Raw genomic sequence first — 22,249 nt, 5'->3', positions numbered from 1 at the left:
AGATCGGTACTGTGGGCTCACCAGCGCCGCACCTCGGACAAGGAGCGCCCATGCCAACCGGTCCCGCTCTGCGAGAGTTCTTCCGGCGCAAGCCGATCGACCAGATTCAGGACGAATCCGCCACCACCCTCCATCGCACGCTGGGGCTGTGGCAGCTGACCGCCATCGGGGTGGGCGGGATCATCGGCGCCGGCATCTTCACCCTGGCCGGTGCGGTCGCGAACCAGACCGCCGGCCCGGCCGTTCTCGTGTCCTTCCTGATCGCCGGTGTCGCGAGCGCCGCCGCCGCACTGTCCTACGCCGAATTCGCGGGGCTCATTCCGCGCGCCGGTTCGGCCTACACCTACGGCTACGCCGTACTCGGCGAGCCGGTGGGCTGGTTCATCGGCTGGGATCTGCTGCTCGAATACACCGCGATCGTGTCGGTGGTGGCGATCGGCATCTCCGGTTACATCCAATTCCTGTTGGGGCAGTTGAATTTCGAGCTCCCCGAATGGATGCTGGGTGCGCCGGGAACCGGGCACGGCCACGTGGTGGATCTGTTCGCCGCGCTGCTGTGCCTGCTCATCGCCGCCCTGTTGAACCTGGGTATCCGGGCCGCGGCGCGATTCGAAACCTTCGTGGTGGGCCTGAAGCTCGTGGTCGTCGTGGTGGTGATCGCGGTCGGGTTCTTCCACATCGATTCCGCCAACTACCACCCGTATTTCCCGTTCGGAATGTCCGGCGCGGTCACCGGGGCGGCGACCGTCTTCTTCGCGGTCTTCGGCTACGACGCGATGTCGACCGCCGCCGAGGAGTCGGTGGACGCCAAACGCCATCTGCCCAAGGCGATCCTGCTGTCGCTGGCGGTGTCGATGGTGCTCTACGTGCTGGTCTGCCTGGTCCTCACCGGAATGCAGCGCTACACCGACATCGACCCGGAGAGCGGGCTGTCGACCGCCTTCGAATCCGTCGGCCTGCCCGGGCTGGGCAGTCTGATCGCGGCCGGGGCCATCGTCGGCATCATGACGGTGCTGTTCACCTTCATGCTCGGCGTGACCCGCGTCTGGTACTCGATGAGCCGGGACGGCTTGCTGCCCCAATGGTTTGCCAAAACCCATCCGGTACGCCAGGTGCCCACGCGGATCACCTGGATCGTCGGTGTCGCGTCGGCGGTGATCGCCGGGCTGCTGCCGATCGGCCAGGCGGCCGAGCTGACCAATATCGGCATCCTGCTGGCCTTCATCGTGGTCTGTGCGGCGGTGATCGTGCTGCGCTATCGCAGTCCGGATCTGCCGCGCGGCTTCCGCACGCCGGGCATGCCGGTGGTGCCGCTGCTCGGCATCGGCTTCTCGATCTGGCTGATCACCTATCTGCAGCCGGTGACGTGGTTGCGCTTCGCCGTCTGGTTCGCCGTCGGCGCGATCGTCTACCTGACCTACAGCCGCCGCCATTCCCTGCTGGCGACCGGCTCGGATGCGCCCGAAACCCCTGCTGCGCGGCCGTAGGGATTGTATCGAGATACCAGCGATATCTGCGGTATTTCGTGAATTTATCGTTTTGTTATTCGAATTGGTGTGTTTCGTATTTGGTTTCGTCCCGACCGTGGCGAATCATGGCTCCCCGGATCCAACGATCGATTGATCACCGTGGTGTTTCGGAAATCTGCTCTCGCTACGAGATTCGGAGGAACGCATCATGGCAGGAACCGAGGCGGGTCGATGTACCCGCTTTCTGGGTCGTAAGGCCTGGTCGACCGCGACGACGCTGGTCGTTCTGTTCGGCGCGGCGGGCACGATGGTGGCGACCGCCGGCCCGGCGCACGCGGACTCACCACCACCCGCCCCGGTCGTACCGGGAATTCTGCTACCGCCGCAGTTCATCATTCCCGGGCTCTTCCCGGAAATCCATCCGGCCCCGCCGGAGCACATGAAATCGGTCGGTGAGCGCGCACTCGAGGCCGCCGAGTCCAAGATCGGCTCGGCCTACCGCTCGGGTGCCGCGGGACCCGACGACTTCGACTGCTCGGGTCTGGTGCAGTGGGCGTACCGGCAGGTCGGGGTGGACCTGCCGCGGACGAGTTACGACCAGCTGTCCGCCGGTACGCCGGTCGACCTGGACGCACTGCAACCGGGCGACCTGGTGTCGTTCTACGGCGGCGGACACTCCGCCCTCTACGCGGGTGACGGCGCGGTCGTGCACGCCGCGACGAGCGGCGAGGGTGTCATCCGATCGGCGATCGCGCAGATGCCGGTGACCGGCGCCCGCCGCTTCTGACGCCATCGGCGGGTGCCACGCGGCTCGCCGATCCAGGGGTTCGAATCCGCCGCGAGGATATGTTGCGCGACAATGTGGTCGAGATCGGGTAATCGAGATCGACCAGCATGGGACTGCAACGTGAATCGCGGAGGAGGGGGCCGGTGGCCGAGACTCGGGCGAATGCCGACGAGCCGTTCGGGCCGGTGCGCCCCTCGGATGCGGTCGACGGCTGGGAGTTGGCCGGTGACGGCACCCGTTGGTGGCTGGTCAAGGCATTCGGCGATGCTCGCGGTCTGGTGAAGCCGACCACGCGGACCACCTGCGCGTGGCGTATCGAAACCGCCGACGGCCGGATGTTGCGCGAGGTCAGCGCACGATCGGTCGCGGAGGCGAAAGTCGCTGCGGAAGAATGGATCCGGAAGACGATCGGCTGAGCGTTCGCTCGGCCGATCGTCCGGACGGCCTGCGCTATCGGCGGCTCGACTGCCGCTTCGACATCGCCTGCAGGCTGAATGACGCGGCCGGCTGAGCGGGTGCGGGGGATTCCTCGGTGTAGGCGCGCGGCCACGCACGCCCGCTGTCGGCGAGATCGAGATCGCCCGTGTCATCGGCATCGTCGCGACGCGAAGGTCCGTCGACCTCCGCGAGTCCGACGAGTACCACGAGCATGATGGTGACGAGCGTGACCACCATGATCAGCGGGGTGAGCAGCTGCACCGAGTCGACACCGCCGGTCGGCTCGGACATGGTGTCCATGCGGTGCGCCGTCATGGATGCCATTCCGGTGTAATGCATTCCGCATACCGCGAGACCCATGATGAGCGCCGCGCCGATGGTGGCGGAGAACCCACGCACGTGCAGGACGAACCACAGGGCCGCGGTCGCGGCCACCACGGCGATCAGCAGCGACAGGGCCACCAGCCCGGTGCTGTATTCGATGTGGGCGCCGGCGTTCATGGCGTGCATGCCGAGGTAGTGCATGGCCGCGACGCCGAAGCCGGTGATCATGCCGCCGAGGGGGAGTGCGATCACCTCCCGGTGCCCGCGCACCACGATCGACAATCCGGCCCACACCACGACGATCGCGATGGCCGCGCTGAGCAGCGTCATCGGCACGTTGTAGCGGATGGTCGTGCCATGGATCGAGAAACCGAGCATGGCGGTGAAGTGCATGACCCAGATGCCGGCGCCGCCGAGCGAGACGGCCGCGGCGATCAACCAGCCGCCCGGCCAGCGCGAGGCCCGGGCGTGGGTGGCGCAGCGCAGCGCCAGAACGGATCCGATGACGGACATGACATAGGCCAGGACCGGGGTCACCCAGCCATGGCTGAAATGGTCGAGCTCGAGCACGAGGTCTCCCGAAGCGAAAGAGGGGTTATCGATTCGTGACCGGACGATAGTTCACATTCCTCATGATCGTTACTCGCGCCCGTTCGTATCCGGGCGCGGTCGAGCTTGCGCGTCGCCCGGCAAATACGCAGGTGACACAGGTTCACGGGGTGTGTGCACGGGATTTGCCGGACTGTCGCCCGATGGACACCGAGCCGGAGGTGTGTTCTGGCGCACTTGCGCCACCTCGGGGACCTATGGCCCTTGACAGGTTTATCGGACGAATCCGGACGTTCAGGACTACCGCAATACGTTACGGTTCAGATATGATACGAAAATCATAGGATATGTTTTCGGAAGTACTGGAGGTTCCGGGATGGATGCGCAGCGGTATCGGCGGATGGTCAATCGGGTCAATCCGATCGTGGTCGGGCTGCAGCGGCTGGGAATCGGTTTCGGCCCGATGCAACTGCTCACCGTCACCGGTCGGCGCAGCGGGCAACCGCGCACCTTCCCGATCGCGGTCAACGAGTTGAGCGGGGCGCTCTACATCGTGCAGGCCTATCCCCGGGCGGTGTGGGTCGCCAACGTGCGGGCCGCCGATTCGGTCACGCTGACGCGCGGGCGGAAATCCACGATCGCGCGACTGGTCGAGGTTCCGGTCGGGCAGCGCGGGGCGCTGCTGCGGGAATTGGTCGGATCCGGGCCCGCCAGTGTCGGAAACCGTTTCGTCACAACTGGTTTGGCCGATGCGGCAACGCCCGACGGGGTGGCGGCGGCGGCCGGGCGCATCGCGGTGTTCCGGGTCGAACCGCACTGACCCGCCGGGGGCTGTCCGCGCCCGGATATCATATGAAAACCGTATGAATCGACCGGAGGGTGCCGATGAGCTCGGAGACGGATCGCGCGGCCGCGCAGCAACGGCGCCGGCTGGCCGTCGACGTCAAGGATGCGCTGCGCGACTTGAACATTCAGCTCGCGCTGCTGAATCGGCGGTTCGGCGGCCGGATCGAACTCCGTGACGTGGACTGGACCTGCCTGGACCTGATCAACCGGCGGGGTCCCGTCTCGCCGACCGCCCTGGCCCGGCTCACCGGCCTGCACCCGGCCACACTCACCGGTGTCCTGGACCGGTTGCAGAAGGGCGGCTGGATCGTCCGGGAACGTGACCCGGAGGCGAGCGACCGGCGCGCGGTCACCCTGCGCGCCGTCCGCGAACGCAATTCCGAACTGTTCCAGGTGTTCTCGGGCATGAACCGGCGCATGGACGAGGTGCTGGAGCGGTACTCGGAGACGGAGCTGGAGGTGATCGCGGACTTCCTCCGGCAGACCGGGACCGCGGGGGCGGATTCCGCGGCAGAGCTCGGCGCCTGATCGGCGGCGCGCGTCCGCGCCCGGCCGGTGCCGGTGGCGCCGGCCGTTCATCGAGTACGAGTAGGCTCGGGTGATCGGCGGGTCTCCGCATATGTCCTCGTCGGTGGGCGTTCGCGCCACCACACACCAATCCGAGGATGTAGGTCATGGCTATTACCGAGATCGGCGCGTACGCACATCTCAGTCCCGCCGATATCGAGGCGCTGGGTCGTGAGCTCGACCGGATTCGCGCCGATGTCGAGGCCGACCTGGGGACTCGCGACGCGAACTACATTCGCCGGACGATCGTCTTCCAGCGCACCCTCGACGCCGCCGCGCGACTGATCATCCTCGCCGGTCGCGGCCGCCTCGCCTGGGCGCTCGGCGCGGCGGGCCTGGCGACGGCCAAGAGCGTCGAGAATATGGAGATCGGGCACAACGTCTCCCACGGTCAGTGGGATTGGATGAACGACCCGGAAATTCACTCCAACACGTGGGAGTGGGATATGGCCGGGCTGTCCGCGCAGTGGCGCTACGCCCACAACGTCCGCCATCACCTCTACACCAACGTGCTGGGAATGGACGACGATATCGGCTTCGGCGTGATGCGGGTGACCAGGGACCAGCGCTGGCGGCCGCGCCTGCTGCTGCAACCACTGCAGAATGTGCTGCTGGCGGCGACCTTCGAATGGGGTATCGCCTGGCACGACCTGGACTCCGTCCACGACCGGGTGACCGATACCGCCGAGCGGGCCGGCCAGACCCGCGCCTTGCTCGGCAAACTCGTCCGGCAAGCCGGCAAGGATTACGTGCTCTTTCCGGCGTTGAGCGGAAAGCGATGGCGGCGCACGCTCGTCGCGAATCTCGGCGCCAACGTGCTGCGCAACCTGTGGGCATACCTGGTGATCTTCTGCGGCCATTTTCCCGACGGTGCGGAGAAATTCACTCCGTCGGTGCTGGACTCGGAAACCAAGGCGGAATGGTATCTGCGCCAGATGCTGGGCACCGCGAACTTCGACGCCGGGCGGGTGCAGGCCTTCATGAGTGGCAATCTGTGCTACCAGATCGAACATCACCTGTTCCCGGATCTACCCAGCAACCGGTACCGGGAGATCGCCACTCGCGTGCGTGCGCTGTGCGAAGAATTCGATCTGCCGTACACCACGGGTCCCCTGCTGCGGCAGTATGCGCTCACGCTCCGGACGATCCACAAATTGGCACTGCCGGATCGCTTCCTCACCGCCACCTCCGACGACGCCCCCGAAACCGCCTCGGAGCGAAAGTTTCTCGGACACCGCCCGTTCGCGGCCGCCGAGGGCACACCGTCCCGGTCGCGACGGGGGCTGCGCACCGCACTGCGGGTGGTGGCGGCGCAGGCCGCGCTGCCGGCCGGATGACCCGGCGGGCTCACCTCATCCGTGTGGCCGCACCGGCAGTTCGGTGAGTCCCCGCATGAGCAGGCTCGGCTGCCACCGCGGCGTGAACCACGGCGCCAGTGCCAGCTTCGGAAAGCGATCCAGCAGAGCGGTGAAGGCGACAGCGGCCTCCATCCGGGCCAGGGGAGCGCCGACGCAGAAGTGAATTCCGTGGCCGAAAGCCACATGGCCGGACGGTTTCCGGTTGATATCGAGGGCCTCCGGTGAATGGTATCGATCGGGATCGCGATCGGCCGCCGAGAGCGCGACATAGACCAATTCGCCTGGGGGGATGACGGTTCCGCCGATGTCGACGGGTTCCTCGGTGTACCGGACCGTGGCCCAGCCGACCGGGCCGTCGAGTCGCAGGAACTCTTCCACAGCGGCGGGGATGCCGTCCGGGTCCGCCCGCAGCGCCTCGAATTGGGGCCGGTTGCGCAGCAGTGCGAAGGTGCCGTTGCCGATCAGGTTCACCGTCGTCTCGTGTCCGGCGACCAGTAGCAGAAAAGCCATCGCCACCATTTCCTGATCGGTGAGGCGGTCGTCTCCGTCGTGTTCGGTGGCCAATCCCGACAGCAGGTCGTCGCCGGGCCGAACGCGTTTGTCCGCCAGCAGCGCCGTCAGATATCCGCCCATATCGGCGGATGCGCGGTCGCGGTCCGCCAGATCTCCGGCGGCGCCCACCAGAATCTTGGTCCACAGTTGGAAATCGTCGCGATCGGTGAAGGGAACGCCGAGCAATTCGCAGATCACGGTGACGGGCAGCGGGGTCGCGAACGCATGGAGCAGATCGACCTCGTCGTGCCCGCCCACCTCGTCGAGCAGTCCCGCGGTGATCTCCTCGATGCGAGGACGCAAGGCCGCCACCCGCCGCGGCGTGAAGGCCTTGTTCACCAGCTTCCGCAGCCGGGTGTGTTCCGGCGGATCGGTATTGAGCATATGGGTGCTCAACGCCTGCGCGTCCGAATTCGACAGCACCGCAGAGCCTTTGCGCCGGAACAGTTCGATGGTGCCGGCCGAGTTCTTCCGCAATCGCGGATCGGCCAGTGCCGCCCGCGCTTCCGCATGGCCGACGACGACCCAGCACGGAATCCCGAGCTCGTGCGTGAATCGCACGTGGTGCACCGGCCCCCGCGCCCGCCAGTGCTCGTAGTACTTGTGCGGATCGTCGTGGAAGTCCCGTTCCACCAGTTCGATCTGCTCGGATACCTCGGCCTCGGCCATACTGTGCTCCCTGCTACCGGCGCCGAACGGCGCTCCCCACGGTGTCAGCCCAGTCGTAACGGTGACCGTATCCAAAGTACCGAAAATCGCGCCGGAGCGCGGATGACCGATTCGCGTAGAAACCGTTCCGCCCGAACCGCTTTCGCCGGTCACCGGCGAACATATCGGGTGACGACGCCGAGCAGGCGCGGGACGACCACGTACACGGCGGCCGGGACCACGAATGCGGTGAGAACGAGCGCGCGCAGCACCGGAGGCCAGCCGGCCGTGAACGGCGCCATCGCGGTCATGCCGAGGGCCACCATGGGGAAGTGGCAGTCAGCTTTCCGTCCACTGCCGCAGCTTCTCCGGATTGCGGATCGCCCAGATCCGGGTGATCCGGCCGTCGGCGATGTCGAAGGCGTAGACGGTCGCGATGGTCCCGCCGATCTGTGCCACCAGGCCGGGCTGGCCGTTGACGGTCCGCTCGAGGAGGGTGACTTCCGCGGCGCGGGAGGCGATCTCGATCCATGCGCGTGCGATCTGCTCACCACCGGTGATCGGATGACGGAAGGCCACCACCCGGCCGCCGCTGTCGGCGGTCGCGACGGCCCGTGGATCCAGGATCTCGATCAGTGCCTCGATATCCTTGGTCTCCCAGGCGCGTTTGAAGTCCCTGACGACCTCGGCCCGCTCGTCCCGGGACGGACGTGCCGAGGTCTGGACGCGACGGCGTGCGGAGGAGGCCAGCTGGCGGCAGGCCGCGGGCGTGCGGCCGACGATGTCGGCGATCTCGGCGAAGGAATACCGGAAGACATCGTGCAGGACGAAGGCCACCCGCTCGGCCGGCGTCATGGAATCGAGCACGACCAGGAACGCCATACTGATCGATTCGTCGAGCGTCACCCGGTCGGCCGGATCGGCCGGTGCGGGCGCACCCCATTCGCTGCGGTCCGGGACCGGCTCCGGAATCCACTCCCCGACGTAGCGCTCGCGCCGCGCCCGCGCCGAACCGAGCAGATCCAGGCAGATGCGGCTGGCCACGGTCCGCAACCAGCCACCGGGTGCCGCGACGGCCCGCTGTTGTTCCGGGGACATGGCGTACCAGCGCGCATAGGTCTCCTGGACCACGTCCTCGGCCTCCGCGAGGGAGCCGAGCAGCCGGTAGGCGAGGTTGAGCAGTGCTCGCCGCTCACTCACCACCGCGCTCGCTTCCGGATCGGTCATGGTCTCGCTCCCTCGCTCGGTAAGGTCCGTCCACTGTTGGACGAAACAGCGCGGCGAAATGTGAGATTATGCGCGTCGCCGCGAGCGAGGTGCCGGCCGTCGGTTACTCCCGAGCGCGGGTGTCGAGGTTGTATGCTGCCGTTCGCCGGTGACAGTCGGGGGGAGTGCCCAGTGAAAAACGCGATGTGGGTGGCAATCTGGGTCGGCGTGGCGGCGCTGTCGGCTTGCGGTACGGACGATGCCGGTCATGGACGAGTCGCGGCCTCCTCCGAACCGGTTGCTCAGCAGGTCACCGAATCGCCCGGTCAGCAGGCCGGATGCCCGCAGTCGCCCGCGCCCTCGGCGGGGCCGTACACCGCCACCACCGTTGCGGTGCGCGAGCAGACCGCGACGCTGACGACCGACGTCACGCTGCCGCAACTCGAGGGCGGTGACGAGGCGGTTCGCGAGAGGTTCAACGCGGCGATGCGCGCCTCGCTGGCCGACCTGCGTGGGGGCGCGGCGGACGGTGCGCTGCACGACGCCCGGCTGCGCTGCGGGGAAACCAGCCGCGTCACCCGGATAGGGGCGCATGTCGTCGCGGGCGTGTTGATTACGGATCACACCTGGGAGGGCGGTCCGCACCCGGTCAACCAGATCGGCACCGTGGTGCTCGACACCGGCACCGCCCAACCCGTCCTGCTGCCGACCGCCCTGCGCGACCCGGATCGGAGCTGGAACGCGCTCGCCACGACGGCCCAGAGCCTGGTGCCCCCGGACGGGCCCACACTGTTCACCCATGCTCCCGGCAGTGACGATTTCGCCAACTGGGTCCCTTCCCCGGAAGGGCTCACCGTCTACTTCCCGGTCGCGCACGCGCGGGGCGACTACTACCCGGTTCAGCTCCCGTGGAACCGAATTCGGGATCTGTTCGACCCGGCCGCGTTGACGACACTGTCGAGCTGACAATCCGCGGTACGCGATCACATCTTCGCTCCGACGAGCTGTCGATAGTCGGCATTGCGGGCGACCAGTTCGTCGTGTGGCCCGCTGTCGACGATCCGCCCATCCCTCAGGAACAGGACGGTGTCGGCCTCGCGGATCGTGGACAGGCGATGGGCGATCACCAAGAGCGCGCATTCTTTTCGCACATTCTGGATGGTCACGTTCAGTGCCTTCTCGGTTTCGGCGTCGAGCATGGCGGTGGGTTCGTCGAGCATCATCAGGACCGGCCGGCGGATCAGCGCTCGGGCCAGTGCCACCCGTTGGCGCTCGCCGCCGGAGAGCAGGACCCCGTGCTCGCCCACGGGAGTGTCCAGCCTGCGGGGCAGCCGGGAGACGAGATCGGCCAGCCCGGCGAGCTCTATCGCGCGCCGCAGGTCGTCGTCGCCGAGGCCCGGCTGCCGGTAGGTCAGGTTGTCTCGGAGGCTGCCGAACAGCAGTGGCGCGTTCTGCTCCAGCAAGCTGATCTGCGAGCGCCACGCCCGGCGCGGGCGACCGGCGTAGGACCGGCCGTCGAGCAGGATGTCTCCGCCGTCCGGATTATAGAACCGGCTGACCAGGGAGAATACGGTGGATTTTCCGGCACCCGAGTGCCCGACCAGTGCCACGTGTCCCTGCGGAGGTACCGCGAAACTCACGCCGTCGAGAATCGGCCGCTCGTCGTAAGAGAAACGCACGTCTCGGAATTCGAGTGCGGGACGCCCGGTCCCGGTGTCGAGCGCCGAATCACCGTCGACGCTGTCCTGCGGGATCTCGTCGACATCCTCGGCCGGCAAACCCAGCGTCGATTCGATCCGGCTCAGCGCGCCCAAGGCCTTCTGCAATCCGACGGAGCCGTTGAACAGATCGCCGACCGGAATCAGCAGATTCATCGCGAGCAGCATCATCGTGACGAGGCCGCTCAACTCCATCTGATGATTCGCCACCCGCACGCCGCCGACCAGCAGGGACACCACGAACGACCCGGTCACCGCCAGGTGCATGGCCGGATTGCCCAGCGCCTTCAGCCGGGCCGCGCGCACGCCGGCGGCGAACGCCGCGCCGGCCAGTTCGGTCAACCGCTCGTGTTCGCGGTCCTCGGCATTGTTGACCTTCACCGTGCGCACGCCGTTCAGCGCGCGCTCGATATCCGCCGACAACGCGCCGACACTCTCCTGCAGGCGAACCGAAGCCACTTCGATTCGCGTCATGACAAGCAACATCGCACCCGCGGCGACGCCCACGGTGACGAAGACGATCGAGAACAACAGCCAATCGAGATAGATCATCAGCGCCACGGTTCCGGCGAGTGTGATTGCGCCCGTGACTATTTGGACGAGACTGCTGCCCACGGCATTGCGGATCACAGTCGAATCGAGCGTGACGCGGGAGATGAGATCACCGACCCGCTGTGACTCCAGAGTGGGAATTCTCAGCCGCAGCAGATGCCCCACCAGGTGATTGCGCAGGGACAGGAGGACGGATTCGCTGGATCGCTCGAGCAGGTAGCCGCCGCCGGTATCGGCGACGGCATACAGCAGGTAGGCCCCCACCAACGCCGCGAGCGACCACGCGATCGGCGCGCCGGAGGACGCATCGCGGACGACCTGTCCGGCCAGCAGCGGTTGCGCCAGCGACAATCCGGTGCCGCCGAGAAGCAGCGCAGTCGCCGCCAGCAGCGAATGACGTTGTGGTGCGAGAATTCCGAGAAGTGCGCCCACCCGGCGCGGCCAGGAATCGCGCGCTCGAGCCCCATCGTCGTCTGACATCGTTCCCCCACTCGTCCGAGCCGACCGCTGTCGTCCAGCTCAACGTAGTCGCAACCGGCCAGATGCCACGCCGATCGAGAGGGTTCCCGAAACTCCCTCCGATGCAAGAGTTCCGACCCGAACCGAGCACGAAGACCGATGTGCCACGCACGGAATGCACGAGCGGTGCATTCCGGACATTCCGATGCCGAGCGGAGGCGTTACTCTCCCGCGATCGGGGGTAGTTCCCGAGTGGATCGGACGACTACCTCGTGTCGTCGTACGGCGCCCTGCCAGGGTGCCGACTCGATCGGGGGCGTCGGTAGTGCGGCCGGTCCGCCGTCACACACGGCAGCGCGGTTGTTTCGTATGCTCGTTGGTAGCCAATGGGGAGGGTCGTCGGTGCCGGGCCCGCGGGTCCGGTGATGGAGGAAGGTCCTCGCGGATGGACAGGCGCGAGGTTGCCGACATAGCGCGGGACTGGTCGGCGGCCCTGGTCGATTGCGGTGGCGTGCCGACCTCTCTGCCGGACGTCCAGCAGTTGACCGGGTGGATCGTCGAACTGGAAGCCGCCATGGCGGCCGAGCCGTTCGATCCGTCGCCCGCCTACCGAGTCGGGGTCGAGATGGTGCGGTGGAAGTTGACCGACCCCGCCTTGATGACCCCGTCCGCCACGGTGCTGGCCGGTGTGCTGGACCGATCGCAGCGGCCGGATCGAACGCAGCGGTTCGGCGCGCTCCTCGGCGAACTCGGCCGCGGCTACAGTGCCGAACTCTTGAAGGTTCACGCGGACAGCCAGGAGATAGCCGACCAGCGTTTCCGGGTGGTGTTCGACAACGCCGCGGTGGCGATCGCCCTCTACGACAGCAACGGCATCACGCTGGAGGCCAACCCGACCACGGCCCGGATGGTGGGGATGAAGCCGGAGGAACTGCCGGGGGTGGCGGGTCTGGATCTGATGCATCCCGAGGATCGCGGCAAGCTCCAGCAGGTGGTCGTCGATCTGTATCAGCGCAGGCATGGCACGGTGCACTTCGAAGGCCGCTTCTGCCGCCCCGACGGCACCGTCTGCTGGGGCTCCTGGACGATGACGCTGGTGCGCGGGGCGGGTGGTCGCGATCTGCGACTGCTCGCCGTCGGAGAGGACATCACCGAGCGGCGGGCGATGGAGCGCAAACTGTGGTGGCAGGCGCGCCACGATCCGCTGACCGGTCTGCCCAATCGGCACTGCCTGCTCGAGCAGTTGGAGGCCATCGTCGCGACGGCCGGTCCCGACGACCACATCGGTCTGTGCTTTCTCGACCTCGACGAGTTCAAGCTGATCAACGACCGCTACGGCCACCGCGCGGGCGACAGCGTCCTGGCCGAGGTCGGTCGCCGGCTCGACGCGACGATGACCTCACCGGCCGTCACGGTCACCCGCATCGGCGGAGACGAGTTCGTCGCGCTGCTCGCACCGCCCTGTGACGAGAAGACGGCGCACGCCGCCGCCGAGGCCATGCTCGCGACACTGCGGGAACCGGTTCCGGTCGGTCCCACCGATCTGCTGGCGATGTCGGCCAGTATCGGCGCCGTCGTCGCCCCGGTCGCCGGCGCGAATGCCGAGAAGCTGTTGAACGACGCCGACGTGGGCCTGTACCGAGCCAAGGCCGCCGGCCGTGGCACCTGGGTGCTGCATCGCGACGAGAGCAGTCGCGCCGCCGAATAGATCAGCGCCGGGTCATCGCGAGTTCTCCCCGTCGGGCAGCTCGCCACCATCGTTGCCCGGAATCGAGACCCCGGCGCATCGTGCGCACGGCGGGAACCTGTGAGAGCAGGTGCATCTGATAACGCCACGGCATTTGCAGCCCGTGCCGGACCGCCATCGCATAGGCGAACTGCACGGCGTTGCGATCGAGATACCGGTCGGCGTGTTCGAACCAGGTCATGCTGGCACGGGCGGCGGCCTGTATCGGGCGCATCGCCGCGCGCCGCTGTGCGTCGTAATCCTCCAGCGCGCCGGCGATCTCGTCGTGTTCGTACAGACTTTGTGCGAGCACGATGGCGTCGATGATCGCCAACCGGGTGCCCGAACCGATGGTGAAGTGCGTCGTGTGCGCGGCATCGCCGAGCAGCACCACATTGTCGTGATACCAGGATTTGTTGGTCACCTCGGGAAAGCAACTCCACCTGGCGAATTCGCCTCGCGTCTTGCTGATCAACGAATGTCCGTCGAGAACGCGCGCGAATATCTTTTCCAGCAGACGCACATTCGCGGCGTTGTCCAGAGAATCGAATCCCGATTCGTGCCACGTCCGCGGTTGGCACTCGACGATGCAGGTGCTGATCTTTCCGGCGATCGACGGGTAGGCGTGGAACCAGATCCAACCGGCCGGGGTGTGTTCGAAGGCGAAGGTGAATCGGGTGAAAACCTTGTCGGTGCCCAGCCAGATATAGCGATTCTCGCCGAGTGTCACCGACGTTCCGAAGCGATGATCGTCGAGCTGGCGCACCCGGCTGTTGGCGCCATCGGACGCGAGGACGAGATCGGCGTCGTCGAAGCCGGACAGATCGTGGATCTCGCGGCCGTGCTGGACATCGACGCCGAGGTCGCGCGCCCGCCGGGACAGCACATCGAGCAATGCCGCTCGCCCCATGCTGAATCCGTACCCCGGGAAATATGCGGTCCCCTCGTCGCCCACGTGGATCGCCTGTTCGCGCCAGAGGACCGATCCGGCCCGCACCGCCCGGGCGCTGTCGGGATCGTTCCGATACAGGACGTCGAGCAGGTCGTCCCAGTACACGACGCCCCAGCCATAGGTGGACCCGGGAGGATCCCGGTCTATCACCGTGACGGCATGGCCCGGGTCGCGCCGCTTCATCGAAATGGCGAAGTACAGTCCGGCCGGCCCGCCACCGATACACACGATTTTCATTCGGTCACCAGTCCCAGCGCGGTTGGTCGATCCCGGCCGTCACATGAACGGTCTCGGATGCGACCGAGCCCGGCACGCTGTGCGTGTCCGGGCTCGGTTGTCGGCACTAGAAGCTTCCCCAGCCGCCGCCGAATGGGTTCCACCAGTTGCTGCCCCAGCCGCCGCCTCCCCAGCCGCCGCCTCCCCAACCGCCGTTACCCCAGCCCCAGCCGTTGCCCCAACCCCAGCCGTGGCCCCAGCCCCAGCCGTGACCCCAGCCGCCGCCGTTGCCCCAGCCGGGGCTGTCGACAGGTTGGGTGGCGGATGTGGGCGTCGCTGTTTCGGTGGCGGACGCTTGCGTCGCGGCCGCGACGACCGGAACCGCAGCGACCGCGGCTATTCCGGCTGCTGCTGCCAACCGAGCGAATTTGGTGTGTGAATTCCTTTTCTTGATCATGATGGGCTCCAGATAGCTGTCCCGACCTGCTGGAATTCTACGCGTTTTCGCCGAATGCAAAAGTTGCCGAAACAACCTGTTTCACAAACTCGGCCCGCCGGATTCCGCCACTGTCGCCGGGTGATCGGCGACGCGGATCCGTTCAGGCTGCCGCGTGGTCAGTGCGTAGGTGACCGGCCACATCATGCCCCGGCCGAGGCGCGTGGTGTCGTTGTAACCCACTGTCGCGTAACGAGTTTCAATTTCGCGGCCGACGGTCGCTGCTGTCGACCTCGAAGTCGGTGACGGACTCGGGCTGCACGTCGATCACCGGTGGTGTCGCGACGGCGCCGGTGAGCTCGGCGTAGAACTCCTCGGCACCGACCGGCCAGCCGTCGTCGCCCACGAAGGACCATGAGCCGTCCTCGTGGTGGAGGTAGCTGCCCGGTCCGGCCGTCGGCGCGGGCACCCGACCGGGGGCTTCCTCGCCGCCGTCCCACAATTCGGGTGTACCCACAACTGGTCCTCCTCGTAGGCTCCGGAGCGGCGAGAACTAATCGTCGGCGCCCACCCGCGCGGGCTCGTCTTCGAAGCAGTTGGAAACGATGCGCCAGAATGCCGATGCGGGCATGGCCTGAAAGTTCCAGTCATCGGTCTGCTGGTGCACGGTCGTGACGATCAAATCGATGTCGAAGTCATCTCGTGTTGCCGCGCCGGTGGATTCGACCTTGTCGATGACGAATCGCTTCGCAACTTCGCGCGAATGGCCGCTGAGTCGTGACCCGGCCCGGCCGAGAGCCGATGACTGCATCATTGTGCACACCCTGTCGTAGAACTGCGGGTGAGCCCGGCGGTCGCTGCACCGAGCTCACCCAACGGAGTATCGATGATTCACCGAAAACGCTTGACGCAGAAAAGCTTAGGGCCCGGCGGCCAATGTCCGGTTGTAGCCGAAAACACAATTCGGGGCGAAGGATTGTCGCCACACCAAAACCGGATGAGTCAGGCTCCGATCGGCCTGCTCGGCAACGGGGACGCTGCCCTGCCCACCGCGGACTCGTCGGCCGGGTGCGAGGCGAGGTCGGGGAATGTGTTGATCGCCTGCAGAGCGGCGACGAATTCGGCGAGCCGGGTCGGGCTCGACAGTGAGCAACCCAGCCGCTCTTCCAGTCGGCGCATGCGATATCGAACGGTGTTCTCGTGGCAGTACAGGGTGCTCGCGGTCTGCGCGGCCGAACCGTCGGCGTCCAGCCAGGCGCGGGCAGTGGCGAGGTGGGTGCCGCGTTCGTCGTCGGGCAGGGTGAGCACGCCACCGAGGACCCGCCAGACGAATTGCCGTGTCGAATCCAGATTGGCGATGACCAGAGCGCTGATCGGCGTATCGGAGATCTGGTTCACGCCGACCGTGCCGGCGGGCATCGTCTCGAGGGCGGTGCGGGCGAAAGGAGCCGCACGCGAAGTCATATCGAGTCGTTCGAACTCCGGACTCACACCGACCCGAGCGGCCGCAGTGGCGGAGACGACCTCGAGAATTTCGGCAAGGGTTTGGCCGCTGCCACGGTAGATGATGCCGATCTCACGATCGGGCTGCGACCGCCATGCCGATGCGGTACCACGCCGACGGAGGACGTCTTCCAGATGGACCTTCGCCTTGTCGGCGATCGGGGTCGACTCGGCGGCGACAACCACGAATGCCCCTTCGAAAGGCAGTCCGAGAGTCTGCGATCCTCGGCCACCATGAGTGCGGTCATCTGATCCCGGTAGGCCTCGGTCACTGCTGTCGAGAATTCCAGGTTCAGCAGCCACAGAGGTCCTCGGCGGTGCCCGCGAGGACATGGAAACGGGACTTACCTGCGACTTCCTGTTGGGAAGGGTAGTCGAAGCCGACTGTCGGCTGTGGAACTCGAATGTCCACAGTGCCCTCGGCAGGATTCGAACCTGCGACACCCGCTTTAGGAGAGCGGTGCTCTATCCCCTGAGCTACGAGGGCGTAGACCGTGCGCGACAGTGTGAAAGATCCCGCTTCACAACGGGTTTCGCACTTGCCTCGCAGTGATCCACGATGCCTGTGCCTCCCGGGGGTGACGATCAGGCGTGGTCAGTCTAGCGTGTGGCGGGCCGGTGGCCACCTCGCCATGGCGGCGACCGATTTGCGGCGTCTCAGCGCGGCAGGGAGAGGAAATCCTCGACCGGTCGGCGCGGGGTGGGCGGGACGAAGGTGTCGTGGGGTGCGGTGCCCAGGCGGATGAGTACCTGGGGGATGCGAGCGGGGTCGGGCAGCAGGGTGCGGATCGCGCGGACGGCCGCCGGGATTTCGGTGATGTGGGTGAGGGGGCAGGTCGCCAGTCCGGCCGCAGTGGCCGACAGCAGGGCGGTGGACAGGGTTTCGCCGGTCGCCAGCCAATCGTGCGGGGTGTTCTCGGCGGTGCTGAGCACCACGAGGGTGGCATGGTCGGGCTCGCCGGTGCGGTGCGGATCTCCGGGCGGGATCGGAAAGTCGCGGCCGACATCGACCAGTGCCGCCTCGGGGGCGGTGGGCAGAGCGTAGGACGGTATCCCTTCTGGGACGTCGAAATTACCTGTCCACCAGCGTAATTCGTTCTGATACGGGGTGTCGAACTGTTGCAGGGAGGCGGTCTGCTCGGAGGCGGCGGCGAGCCGGGGACGCACCGAATCGTCGACGGCGTTCAGGTGCACACCGTCCACCTCGGACACCTCGCGCAACTGTCGCACCAGCTCCGGCCGGTCGGGCGCCGACATCGGGAGCCGGTCGGTGCGGCGTGCGCGGATCGCGGCGGCGAGGGCGCGTTCGCGATCCGACGGTGGGCGCGGCGGCTCGAATTCGGCGACGGCCAGCAGGTCGTGCAGCCCTTCCTCGGGAACATAGGACACCGCGATGGGATGCCCCTGCTCGGCGAAGGCGACCCGGGCGTGGTGCAGGTTGGCGCCGCAGCTGATCACCTCCTGCCGCCCGCTCGGATCGGCCACCTTCAGTTGCCGGGTGGAATCACTGAACAGGTGCAGACGGGCCCCGTCGAAATCCCACCGCCAGGGCTGGGTGTTGTGCACGGACGGGGCGCGGGCCGCCAACTGCAGGGCCGCGACGATGGTCGAGCGGTCGGGAACGTGCTGCATGATGCCTCCCAGAGCGATATTTCGTCGGGTGCATTCGCCAGAGTATTGCCAGTATCGCAGTTGTCACCATTCCGGCCGGTAGGGTGGGGGTGTCTTCGCCCTGGAATGCTCGTGAACCGCTCGGAAGGTGGGACGCATGGCCTCGAAGGCGCCCGTGGTGGTGGGAGTCGACAGTTCCGACGATGCGTTGCGGGCCGCGCGCTGGGCCGCCGAAGATGCTGCGCTGCACCGGGTTCCGCTGGAAGTGGTGTCGGCGGTGCCACCGGTTCCGGAGGACCGGGCCGGGGACGAGGGAGTGTGCGCCTACCACGAGCGCACCCGCGAGCAGGCCCAGCGCGCCGTCGCGGCGGCCGCCCGGGCGGCGGCCGATATCGCGCCGAAAATCGACATCGACACCGCCGTCATCGATGCGCCGATCATTCCCGCGCTGCTGTCCCAGGCCGACGAGGCCCGTCTGGTGGTGGTCGGCGCGCGCGGGCTCGGGGCCTATCAGCGCAGCCTGCTCGGCTCGGTGAGCACCGCATTGGTGCGGCACGCGCGCGGCCCGGTCGCCGTGGTGCCGGCGGATCCGCTGCTCGGGTCCGAGCGGCCGGTGCTCGTCGGATACGACGATTCCCCGTGCAGCGCACAGGCTCTCGCGATCGCCGTCGACGAGGCGCGGCGGCGCCGGACCGATCTGGTGGTGGTGCACACCTGGCAGCGGTTCGGCGATTACCCCTCCCCGGCGGCCCTCGAAGAGGAGGGGAATCGGCTCCTCGACGCCGCCCTGGCCGCGCACGAGGATCCGGACGAACCGCTGTCGGTGCGGCGGGTCGTCGTCGAGGATCGGCCGGTGCGGCGCATCCTCGGCGAATCCGCCGCGGCACAGCTGGTCGTGGTCGGCAGCCACGGTAAGGGCGGATTTCCCGGGATGACGCTGGGCTCCACCAGTCAGGCGCTGATGCACAGCGTCGAGTGCCCCATCATCATCGCCCGGCCCCGGAGCGAATGATCAGGCGGTGAGCTCGGCCAGCAACTTCCAGGTGCGCAGCTGATCGTCGTCGCCGCCGATGTCGCTCTGGTGGATCAGCAGTTCGGTGGCGCCGCGTCGACATACGCCCGCAAGCCGCGGGTGACGTGGTCCTCGTCGCCGATCAGCGCCAGATCGACCGCGTGCGCGACCCCCTCGCGGTCGAGAACCGCGCGATAGGAGTCGAATTGCTCGTAGAACCCCAGCGCTCGCGCCGCGGTCTCGCGCACCTGTTCGGCGCGATCGGTGACGACCACGACCACACCGGCGACCACCTGCAGCGGCCGCACCGGATTCGCCGGGCGGGCCCGCTGCAGCGTGGGCACGATATGTGATTCCAGCGTGCGCGGCCCGGCGAGGAACGGAAGGACGCCGTCGGCCGATTCGCCCGTGGCCCGCAACGCCTGCGGGCCCATGGCGGCCACGAGCAGGGGAATATTCCCGCCGCCGCGCACCGTCGTGGGGATCGGCGGCCGGGCGTGCACCCGCTCGCCCTGGACATCGACGGTGCCGTCCTCGATGGCCTGGCGCAGCGCGATCAGATATTCGCGCAGCCGCCGCACCGGTTTGTCCTCGCGGATGCCGAACGCCGCCGATTCCAGTGGGGGAGCGCCCAATCCGATGCCCAGGCGGAAGCGTCCGCCCGACGCGGCCTGCGCGGTCTGGGCCTGGGACGCGACCACCAGCGGATGGCGTGGATTGATCGGCACGACGGAGGTGCCCACCTCGATCTCCGGGACGGCGAGACCGACCACCGCCGCGAGGGTCAGCGCATCGAGATCGAATTTCTGCCCGAACCACACCGACCGCACACCCGAGCGCTGCGCCGCGGTGGCGAGTCGGAGGACCTCGTCGACGTCGTTGGCCGCATCGGGCCGCGGCCACACCGAAACCCCGATCGGAACTGAAAGGCTCATCGGATCGAGGCTAATCCGCGCATCGGGCGATCCCACTGTTGCGCTCGAACGGATCGAAACCGTTGCCCTGGCCGCGATGTGCGCGTCGCCGGCACTCGGTCTGCCCGATTTCTGCGGTTTTTCCGGGTTACCATCGCAGGATGGGGCGTCGTGTATCGGGTGTGCTGGCCTTCACTGTCCTGGTCCTGATCGCGATCGCGACGGCCTGGGAGCAACAACCGCACGGATATCGCGACGCCGCGGCTCCCGCTACGGATTTCAGTGCCGAGCGCGCGCTGGCGACGATTCGGGAGATCGCCTCGCGGCCGCATCCGGTCGGCACCGCCGAACACGACCGGGTGCGCGAACATCTCGTGGAAAAGCTGCGAGAACTGGGGCTGGACACCGAGGTTCGGTACGGAGTGGGCAAGTATCCGGTGGATCCGCATCGTGCGGTAGCGGTGCTCGGGCAGACCGGAAATATCGTCGCCCGCTGGCCGGGACACGCTGCGACCGGCACGATCTACCTTGTCGCGCATTATGATTCGGTGCCCTCCGGCCCCGGCGCGAACGACGACGGGGTCGGTGTCGCCACCATCCTGGAAGCCGTGCGTGCGCTGCGAGCGAGCGGACTGCAGCCGCGCAACGACCTTGTGGTGCTGCTCACCGACGCCGAAGAGGTGGGCCTGCTCGGCGCCGAGGCCTTCGCGACCTCCGGCGGCGCCGACCCGCGCGGCGGCGTGGTGATCAATCACGAGGCGCGTGGCGCCGGCGGTCCGCCGATGCTGTGGCGGATCAGTCGTCCCGACGCCGATCTGATCAGCGTGGTCACCGGCGTGCCGCATCCGAACACCGATTCGCTGTCCACGGCCCTGGGCGGTGATCAGACCGGGAGCAATACCGATTTCGCGGCGCTCGACCCCCACGGCTTCCGGGTGCTCGACTGGGCCTTCGCCGGTCGGAATGCCTACTACCACAATCCGTTCGACGATCCGGGCCACGTCGATCTCGCCACCGTGCAGCAATTCGGCGACAACACCACCGCCGGGGCGCGCGAATTCGCGGGGCGGGATCTGCGGAGCGCGGCCGATCAGCCCGACCGCGCGTATTTCCCGCTGCCCTTCGGCGTACTGGTCGTGCTGCCGCTGTGGGTGGTGGTCGTGGCCGCGGTGGCCTCGGTGCTGCTCGTGGCCTGGGTCGTGTGGCGGATCCGCCGGACCGGGGAGGCGACGATCGGCCGGACTCTGGGCGCGGCGGCCACCGCGCTGGTGGCGGTTCCGATCGGAATGGGCGTCGTCTACGGGGTCTGGAAAGCGATCACCGCGATCCGGCCGGAGTATCGCGTGCTGTTCGTCGATCCGTACCGGCCCCAGTTCTACGGCGCGGCCCTGGTGATGGCGTGCGTGGCGGTACTGGCCGCCTGGTATGCCCTGTCGCGGCGGCTGTTCGGGCCTTCCGCGACCGCCGTGGGCGTGCTGGGCGCGGTGACGGCGATCGGTGCGGTGGTCACGGCTCTTGCGCCGGCCGCGGGTGTGATGGTGGTGATTCCGGCGCTGGCCGCCGTCGTCGGCGTCGTGCTGAGCTTCCTGGTGCCCGACCGCCTGCGGTTGCCGGTGCTCACCGCGTTCCTCGTCCCGGCGGCGGTCTTCGCCGGTGGCACCGCGTACGCGGCGCTGCAGACCGGACTCGCCGCGGCCGCGTATCTCGCCGCGCCCGTGGTGCTGATTCTGGGCGGATTGTTCACCCTCACCCTGACCGATGCGTGGCCGAGCCGGCGCGGCGCCCTGATCCCCGCGGCGGCGGTGGTGCTCACGGTCGCGCTCGCCGCGGCCGGGACGGTGGTCGACCGGTTCGACGCGCGGCATCCGCTGATGTCGCAACTGTCCTACGCGCTCGATACGGACAGCCGCGAGGCGCAGTGGATTTCCGCCACGGCGCCGGACCGATGGACCCGCGGCTTCGTCGAATCCGGCGCTCCGCACGGGGCATTCGCGGAGCTGTGGACCGACGCGTCGGCCGCCGGTGCCGCCCCGGCGCACGATCTGCCCGCCCCCGCCGCCGACATCCTGTCCGATCGCACCGAAGCGGATCTGCGCACCGTGCGGCTGCGGCTGCGATCCACCCGTGGCGCCACCTCGGTCGCGCTGCGATATACCGGGCAGGTCCGCTCACTGACGGTCGCGGGACGCGACATCACGCCGGTGCCCGCCCAGGGGGTCCGTTTCTACGCGCCGCCCGCCGAGGGGGTCGAGGTCGAGCTCACGGCGCCTGCCGGACCGCTCACCCTCCGGGCGGTCGATTACAGCCCGCTCCCCGATGCCCATCTCGCCGACCCTCCGGCGGATATCTACTACCGGCAGGACAGCACGGTCGCGGTGTTCACCACCATCCGGTTGTGAACCGCGG

22 protein-coding genes and 1 tRNA gene are annotated in these 22,249 nt (G+C 67.7%); 10 read left to right on the top strand and 13 right to left on the bottom strand.

Features of this window, described 5'->3' with window-relative positions:
- Positions 1-50: 50 nt before the first annotated feature.
- From NA3_RS02135 to NA3_RS02125, 3 genes are all read left to right on the top strand, one after another.
- Positions 51-1,487 (top strand): amino acid permease, encoded by a 1,437-nt coding sequence (locus tag NA3_RS02135; RefSeq protein ID WP_062961888.1) that lies wholly within the window; start codon positions 51-53, stop codon positions 1,485-1,487.
- A gap of 289 nt (positions 1,488-1,776) precedes the next feature.
- The gene (locus tag NA3_RS02130) at positions 1,777-2,256 is read left to right on the top strand and encodes a C40 family peptidase (RefSeq protein ID WP_372464272.1); all 480 of its coding nucleotides are present in this window, start codon (positions 1,777-1,779) and stop codon (positions 2,254-2,256) included.
- 143 nt (positions 2,257-2,399) lie between these two features.
- Positions 2,400-2,672 carry a hypothetical protein gene (locus NA3_RS02125; protein ID WP_062961887.1) on the top strand — a complete coding sequence of 91 codons (273 nt, stop codon included), beginning with the start codon at positions 2,400-2,402 and terminating at the stop codon, positions 2,670-2,672.
- Positions 2,673-2,706: 34 nt separating this feature from the next.
- Here the strand turns inward: NA3_RS02125 and NA3_RS02120 are convergent, their stop codons facing one another.
- Complete coding sequence (locus NA3_RS02120) at positions 2,707-3,588, bottom strand: MHYT domain-containing protein (protein WP_227995384.1); 882 nt, start codon at positions 3,586-3,588, stop codon at positions 2,707-2,709.
- Between the two features lie 355 nt (positions 3,589-3,943).
- Here NA3_RS02120 and NA3_RS02115 point away from each other — a divergent pair, with 355 nt between their 5' ends.
- From NA3_RS02115 to NA3_RS02105, 3 genes are all read left to right on the top strand, one after another.
- Complete coding sequence (locus tag NA3_RS02115; protein WP_218021760.1) at positions 3,944-4,387, top strand: nitroreductase family deazaflavin-dependent oxidoreductase; 444 nt, start codon at positions 3,944-3,946, stop codon at positions 4,385-4,387.
- Positions 4,388-4,452: 65 nt separating this feature from the next.
- Positions 4,453-4,941: a MarR family winged helix-turn-helix transcriptional regulator gene (locus NA3_RS02110; protein WP_062961886.1), complete on the top strand. Its 489-nt coding sequence runs from the start codon at positions 4,453-4,455 to the stop codon at positions 4,939-4,941.
- A gap of 146 nt (positions 4,942-5,087) precedes the next feature.
- Positions 5,088-6,317, top strand: a complete 1,230-nt coding sequence (locus NA3_RS02105; RefSeq protein ID WP_062961885.1) for a fatty acid desaturase family protein — start codon at positions 5,088-5,090, stop codon at positions 6,315-6,317.
- A 15-nt stretch (positions 6,318-6,332) separates the two neighbouring features.
- On the opposite strand, the gene NA3_RS02100 is transcribed toward NA3_RS02105, so the two are convergent.
- The 3 genes from NA3_RS02100 to sigJ form a co-directional block, all read right to left on the bottom strand.
- Positions 6,333-7,559: a cytochrome P450 family protein gene (locus tag NA3_RS02100; RefSeq protein ID WP_062961884.1), complete on the bottom strand. Its 1,227-nt coding sequence runs from the start codon at positions 7,557-7,559 to the stop codon at positions 6,333-6,335.
- Positions 7,560-7,708: 149 nt separating this feature from the next.
- Positions 7,709-7,864: a hypothetical protein gene (locus NA3_RS37500; RefSeq protein WP_501193617.1), complete on the bottom strand. Its 156-nt coding sequence runs from the start codon at positions 7,862-7,864 to the stop codon at positions 7,709-7,711.
- 13 nt (positions 7,865-7,877) lie between these two features.
- A complete protein-coding gene (gene sigJ, locus NA3_RS02095; protein WP_062961883.1) occupies positions 7,878-8,765 on the bottom strand; it encodes an RNA polymerase sigma factor SigJ in 888 nt (295 codons plus the stop codon).
- A 171-nt stretch (positions 8,766-8,936) separates the two neighbouring features.
- Between sigJ and NA3_RS02090 the strand changes: the two genes are divergently transcribed.
- Entirely contained in the window at positions 8,937-9,710 is a 774-nt protein-coding gene (locus NA3_RS02090) for a hypothetical protein (RefSeq protein WP_128145063.1), read from the top strand.
- A gap of 17 nt (positions 9,711-9,727) precedes the next feature.
- Here the strand turns inward: NA3_RS02090 and NA3_RS02085 are convergent, their stop codons facing one another.
- Entirely contained in the window at positions 9,728-11,494 is a 1,767-nt protein-coding gene (locus NA3_RS02085; protein WP_084490876.1) for an ABC transporter ATP-binding protein, read from the bottom strand.
- Positions 11,495-11,918: 424 nt separating this feature from the next.
- Here NA3_RS02085 and NA3_RS02080 point away from each other — a divergent pair, with 424 nt between their 5' ends.
- Entirely contained in the window at positions 11,919-13,181 is a 1,263-nt protein-coding gene (locus NA3_RS02080) for a diguanylate cyclase domain-containing protein (RefSeq protein ID WP_062961880.1), read from the top strand.
- Between the two features lies 1 nt (position 13,182).
- Here NA3_RS02080 and NA3_RS02075 read toward each other — a convergent pair whose 3' ends face one another.
- The 7 genes from NA3_RS02075 to NA3_RS02050 all read right to left on the bottom strand — a co-directional run bounded on the left by NA3_RS02075 (position 13,183) and on the right by NA3_RS02050 (position 17,938).
- Positions 13,183-14,388, bottom strand: coding sequence for an FAD-dependent monooxygenase (locus NA3_RS02075; protein WP_062961879.1), 1,206 nt, complete (start codon positions 14,386-14,388; stop codon positions 13,183-13,185).
- Positions 14,389-14,494: 106 nt separating this feature from the next.
- A complete protein-coding gene (locus tag NA3_RS35670; protein WP_128145064.1) occupies positions 14,495-14,824 on the bottom strand; it encodes a hypothetical protein in 330 nt (109 codons plus the stop codon).
- 238 nt (positions 14,825-15,062) lie between these two features.
- Positions 15,063-15,320: a hypothetical protein gene (locus tag NA3_RS02070; RefSeq protein ID WP_062961878.1), complete on the bottom strand. Its 258-nt coding sequence runs from the start codon at positions 15,318-15,320 to the stop codon at positions 15,063-15,065.
- Between the two features lie 36 nt (positions 15,321-15,356).
- The gene (locus tag NA3_RS02065) at positions 15,357-15,617 is read right to left on the bottom strand and encodes a hypothetical protein (RefSeq protein ID WP_062961877.1); all 261 of its coding nucleotides are present in this window, start codon (positions 15,615-15,617) and stop codon (positions 15,357-15,359) included.
- 188 nt (positions 15,618-15,805) lie between these two features.
- The gene (locus NA3_RS02060; protein ID WP_084490871.1) at positions 15,806-16,639 is read right to left on the bottom strand and encodes a PucR family transcriptional regulator; all 834 of its coding nucleotides are present in this window, start codon (positions 16,637-16,639) and stop codon (positions 15,806-15,808) included.
- Between the two features lie 81 nt (positions 16,640-16,720).
- Positions 16,721-16,793: transfer RNA gene (locus tag NA3_RS02055), tRNA-Arg, on the bottom strand.
- Between the two features lie 170 nt (positions 16,794-16,963).
- The gene (locus tag NA3_RS02050; protein WP_062961875.1) at positions 16,964-17,938 is read right to left on the bottom strand and encodes an Acg family FMN-binding oxidoreductase; all 975 of its coding nucleotides are present in this window, start codon (positions 17,936-17,938) and stop codon (positions 16,964-16,966) included.
- A gap of 136 nt (positions 17,939-18,074) precedes the next feature.
- On the opposite strand from NA3_RS02050, the gene NA3_RS02045 reads away from it, so the two are divergent.
- A complete protein-coding gene (locus tag NA3_RS02045) occupies positions 18,075-18,929 on the top strand; it encodes a universal stress protein (protein WP_062961874.1) in 855 nt (284 codons plus the stop codon).
- 74 nt (positions 18,930-19,003) lie between these two features.
- Here the strand turns inward: NA3_RS02045 and NA3_RS02040 are convergent, their stop codons facing one another.
- Complete coding sequence (locus tag NA3_RS02040) at positions 19,004-19,864, bottom strand: TIGR03564 family F420-dependent LLM class oxidoreductase (protein ID WP_227995383.1); 861 nt, start codon at positions 19,862-19,864, stop codon at positions 19,004-19,006.
- 140 nt (positions 19,865-20,004) lie between these two features.
- On the opposite strand from NA3_RS02040, the gene NA3_RS02035 reads away from it, so the two are divergent.
- Positions 20,005-22,242: a M20/M25/M40 family metallo-hydrolase gene (locus tag NA3_RS02035; protein WP_084490868.1), complete on the top strand. Its 2,238-nt coding sequence runs from the start codon at positions 20,005-20,007 to the stop codon at positions 22,240-22,242.
- Positions 22,243-22,249 lie beyond the last annotated feature (7 nt).

Origin of the sequence: Nocardia africana NBRC 100379 (assembly GCF_001612635.1) — a bacterium.
GTDB classification, from domain to species: Bacteria; Actinomycetota; Actinomycetes; order Mycobacteriales; family Mycobacteriaceae; genus Nocardia; species Nocardia africana.
This window is presented reverse-complemented; position numbering and strand designations above follow the sequence as displayed.

Bases quoted from the DNA above. Each gene is read 5' to 3' on its own strand.
- NA3_RS02040 (WP_227995383.1), bottom strand. From the start codon at position 19,864: ATGAGCCTTTCAGTTCCGATCGGGGTTTCGGTGTGGCCGCGGCCCGAT.
- NA3_RS02110 (WP_062961886.1), top strand. From the start codon at position 4,453: ATGAGCTCGGAGACGGATCGCGCGGCCGCGCAGCAACGGCGCCGGCTG.
- sigJ (WP_062961883.1), bottom strand. From the start codon at position 8,765: ATGACCGATCCGGAAGCGAGCGCGGTGGTGAGTGAGCGGCGAGCACTG.
- NA3_RS02105 (WP_062961885.1), top strand. From the start codon at position 5,088: ATGGCTATTACCGAGATCGGCGCGTACGCACATCTCAGTCCCGCCGAT.
- NA3_RS02065 (WP_062961877.1), bottom strand. From the start codon at position 15,617: ATGATGCAGTCATCGGCTCTCGGCCGGGCCGGGTCACGACTCAGCGGC.
- NA3_RS02115 (WP_218021760.1), top strand. From the start codon at position 3,944: ATGGATGCGCAGCGGTATCGGCGGATGGTCAATCGGGTCAATCCGATC.
- NA3_RS02035 (WP_084490868.1), top strand. From the start codon at position 20,005: ATGGGGCGTCGTGTATCGGGTGTGCTGGCCTTCACTGTCCTGGTCCTG.
- NA3_RS02130 (WP_372464272.1), top strand. From the start codon at position 1,777: ATGGTGGCGACCGCCGGCCCGGCGCACGCGGACTCACCACCACCCGCC.
- NA3_RS02050 (WP_062961875.1), bottom strand. From the start codon at position 17,938: ATGCAGCACGTTCCCGACCGCTCGACCATCGTCGCGGCCCTGCAGTTG.
- NA3_RS02075 (WP_062961879.1), bottom strand. From the start codon at position 14,388: ATGAAAATCGTGTGTATCGGTGGCGGGCCGGCCGGACTGTACTTCGCC.
- NA3_RS02100 (WP_062961884.1), bottom strand. From the start codon at position 7,559: ATGGCCGAGGCCGAGGTATCCGAGCAGATCGAACTGGTGGAACGGGAC.
- NA3_RS35670 (WP_128145064.1), bottom strand. From the start codon at position 14,824: ATGATCAAGAAAAGGAATTCACACACCAAATTCGCTCGGTTGGCAGCA.
- NA3_RS02135 (WP_062961888.1), top strand. From the start codon at position 51: ATGCCAACCGGTCCCGCTCTGCGAGAGTTCTTCCGGCGCAAGCCGATC.
- NA3_RS02045 (WP_062961874.1), top strand. From the start codon at position 18,075: ATGGCCTCGAAGGCGCCCGTGGTGGTGGGAGTCGACAGTTCCGACGAT.
- NA3_RS02080 (WP_062961880.1), top strand. From the start codon at position 11,919: ATGGACAGGCGCGAGGTTGCCGACATAGCGCGGGACTGGTCGGCGGCC.
- NA3_RS02085 (WP_084490876.1), bottom strand. From the start codon at position 11,494: ATGTCAGACGACGATGGGGCTCGAGCGCGCGATTCCTGGCCGCGCCGG.
- NA3_RS37500 (WP_501193617.1), bottom strand. From the start codon at position 7,864: ATGGTGGCCCTCGGCATGACCGCGATGGCGCCGTTCACGGCCGGCTGG.
- NA3_RS02060 (WP_084490871.1), bottom strand. From the start codon at position 16,639: ATGTCCTCGCGGGCACCGCCGAGGACCTCTGTGGCTGCTGAACCTGGA.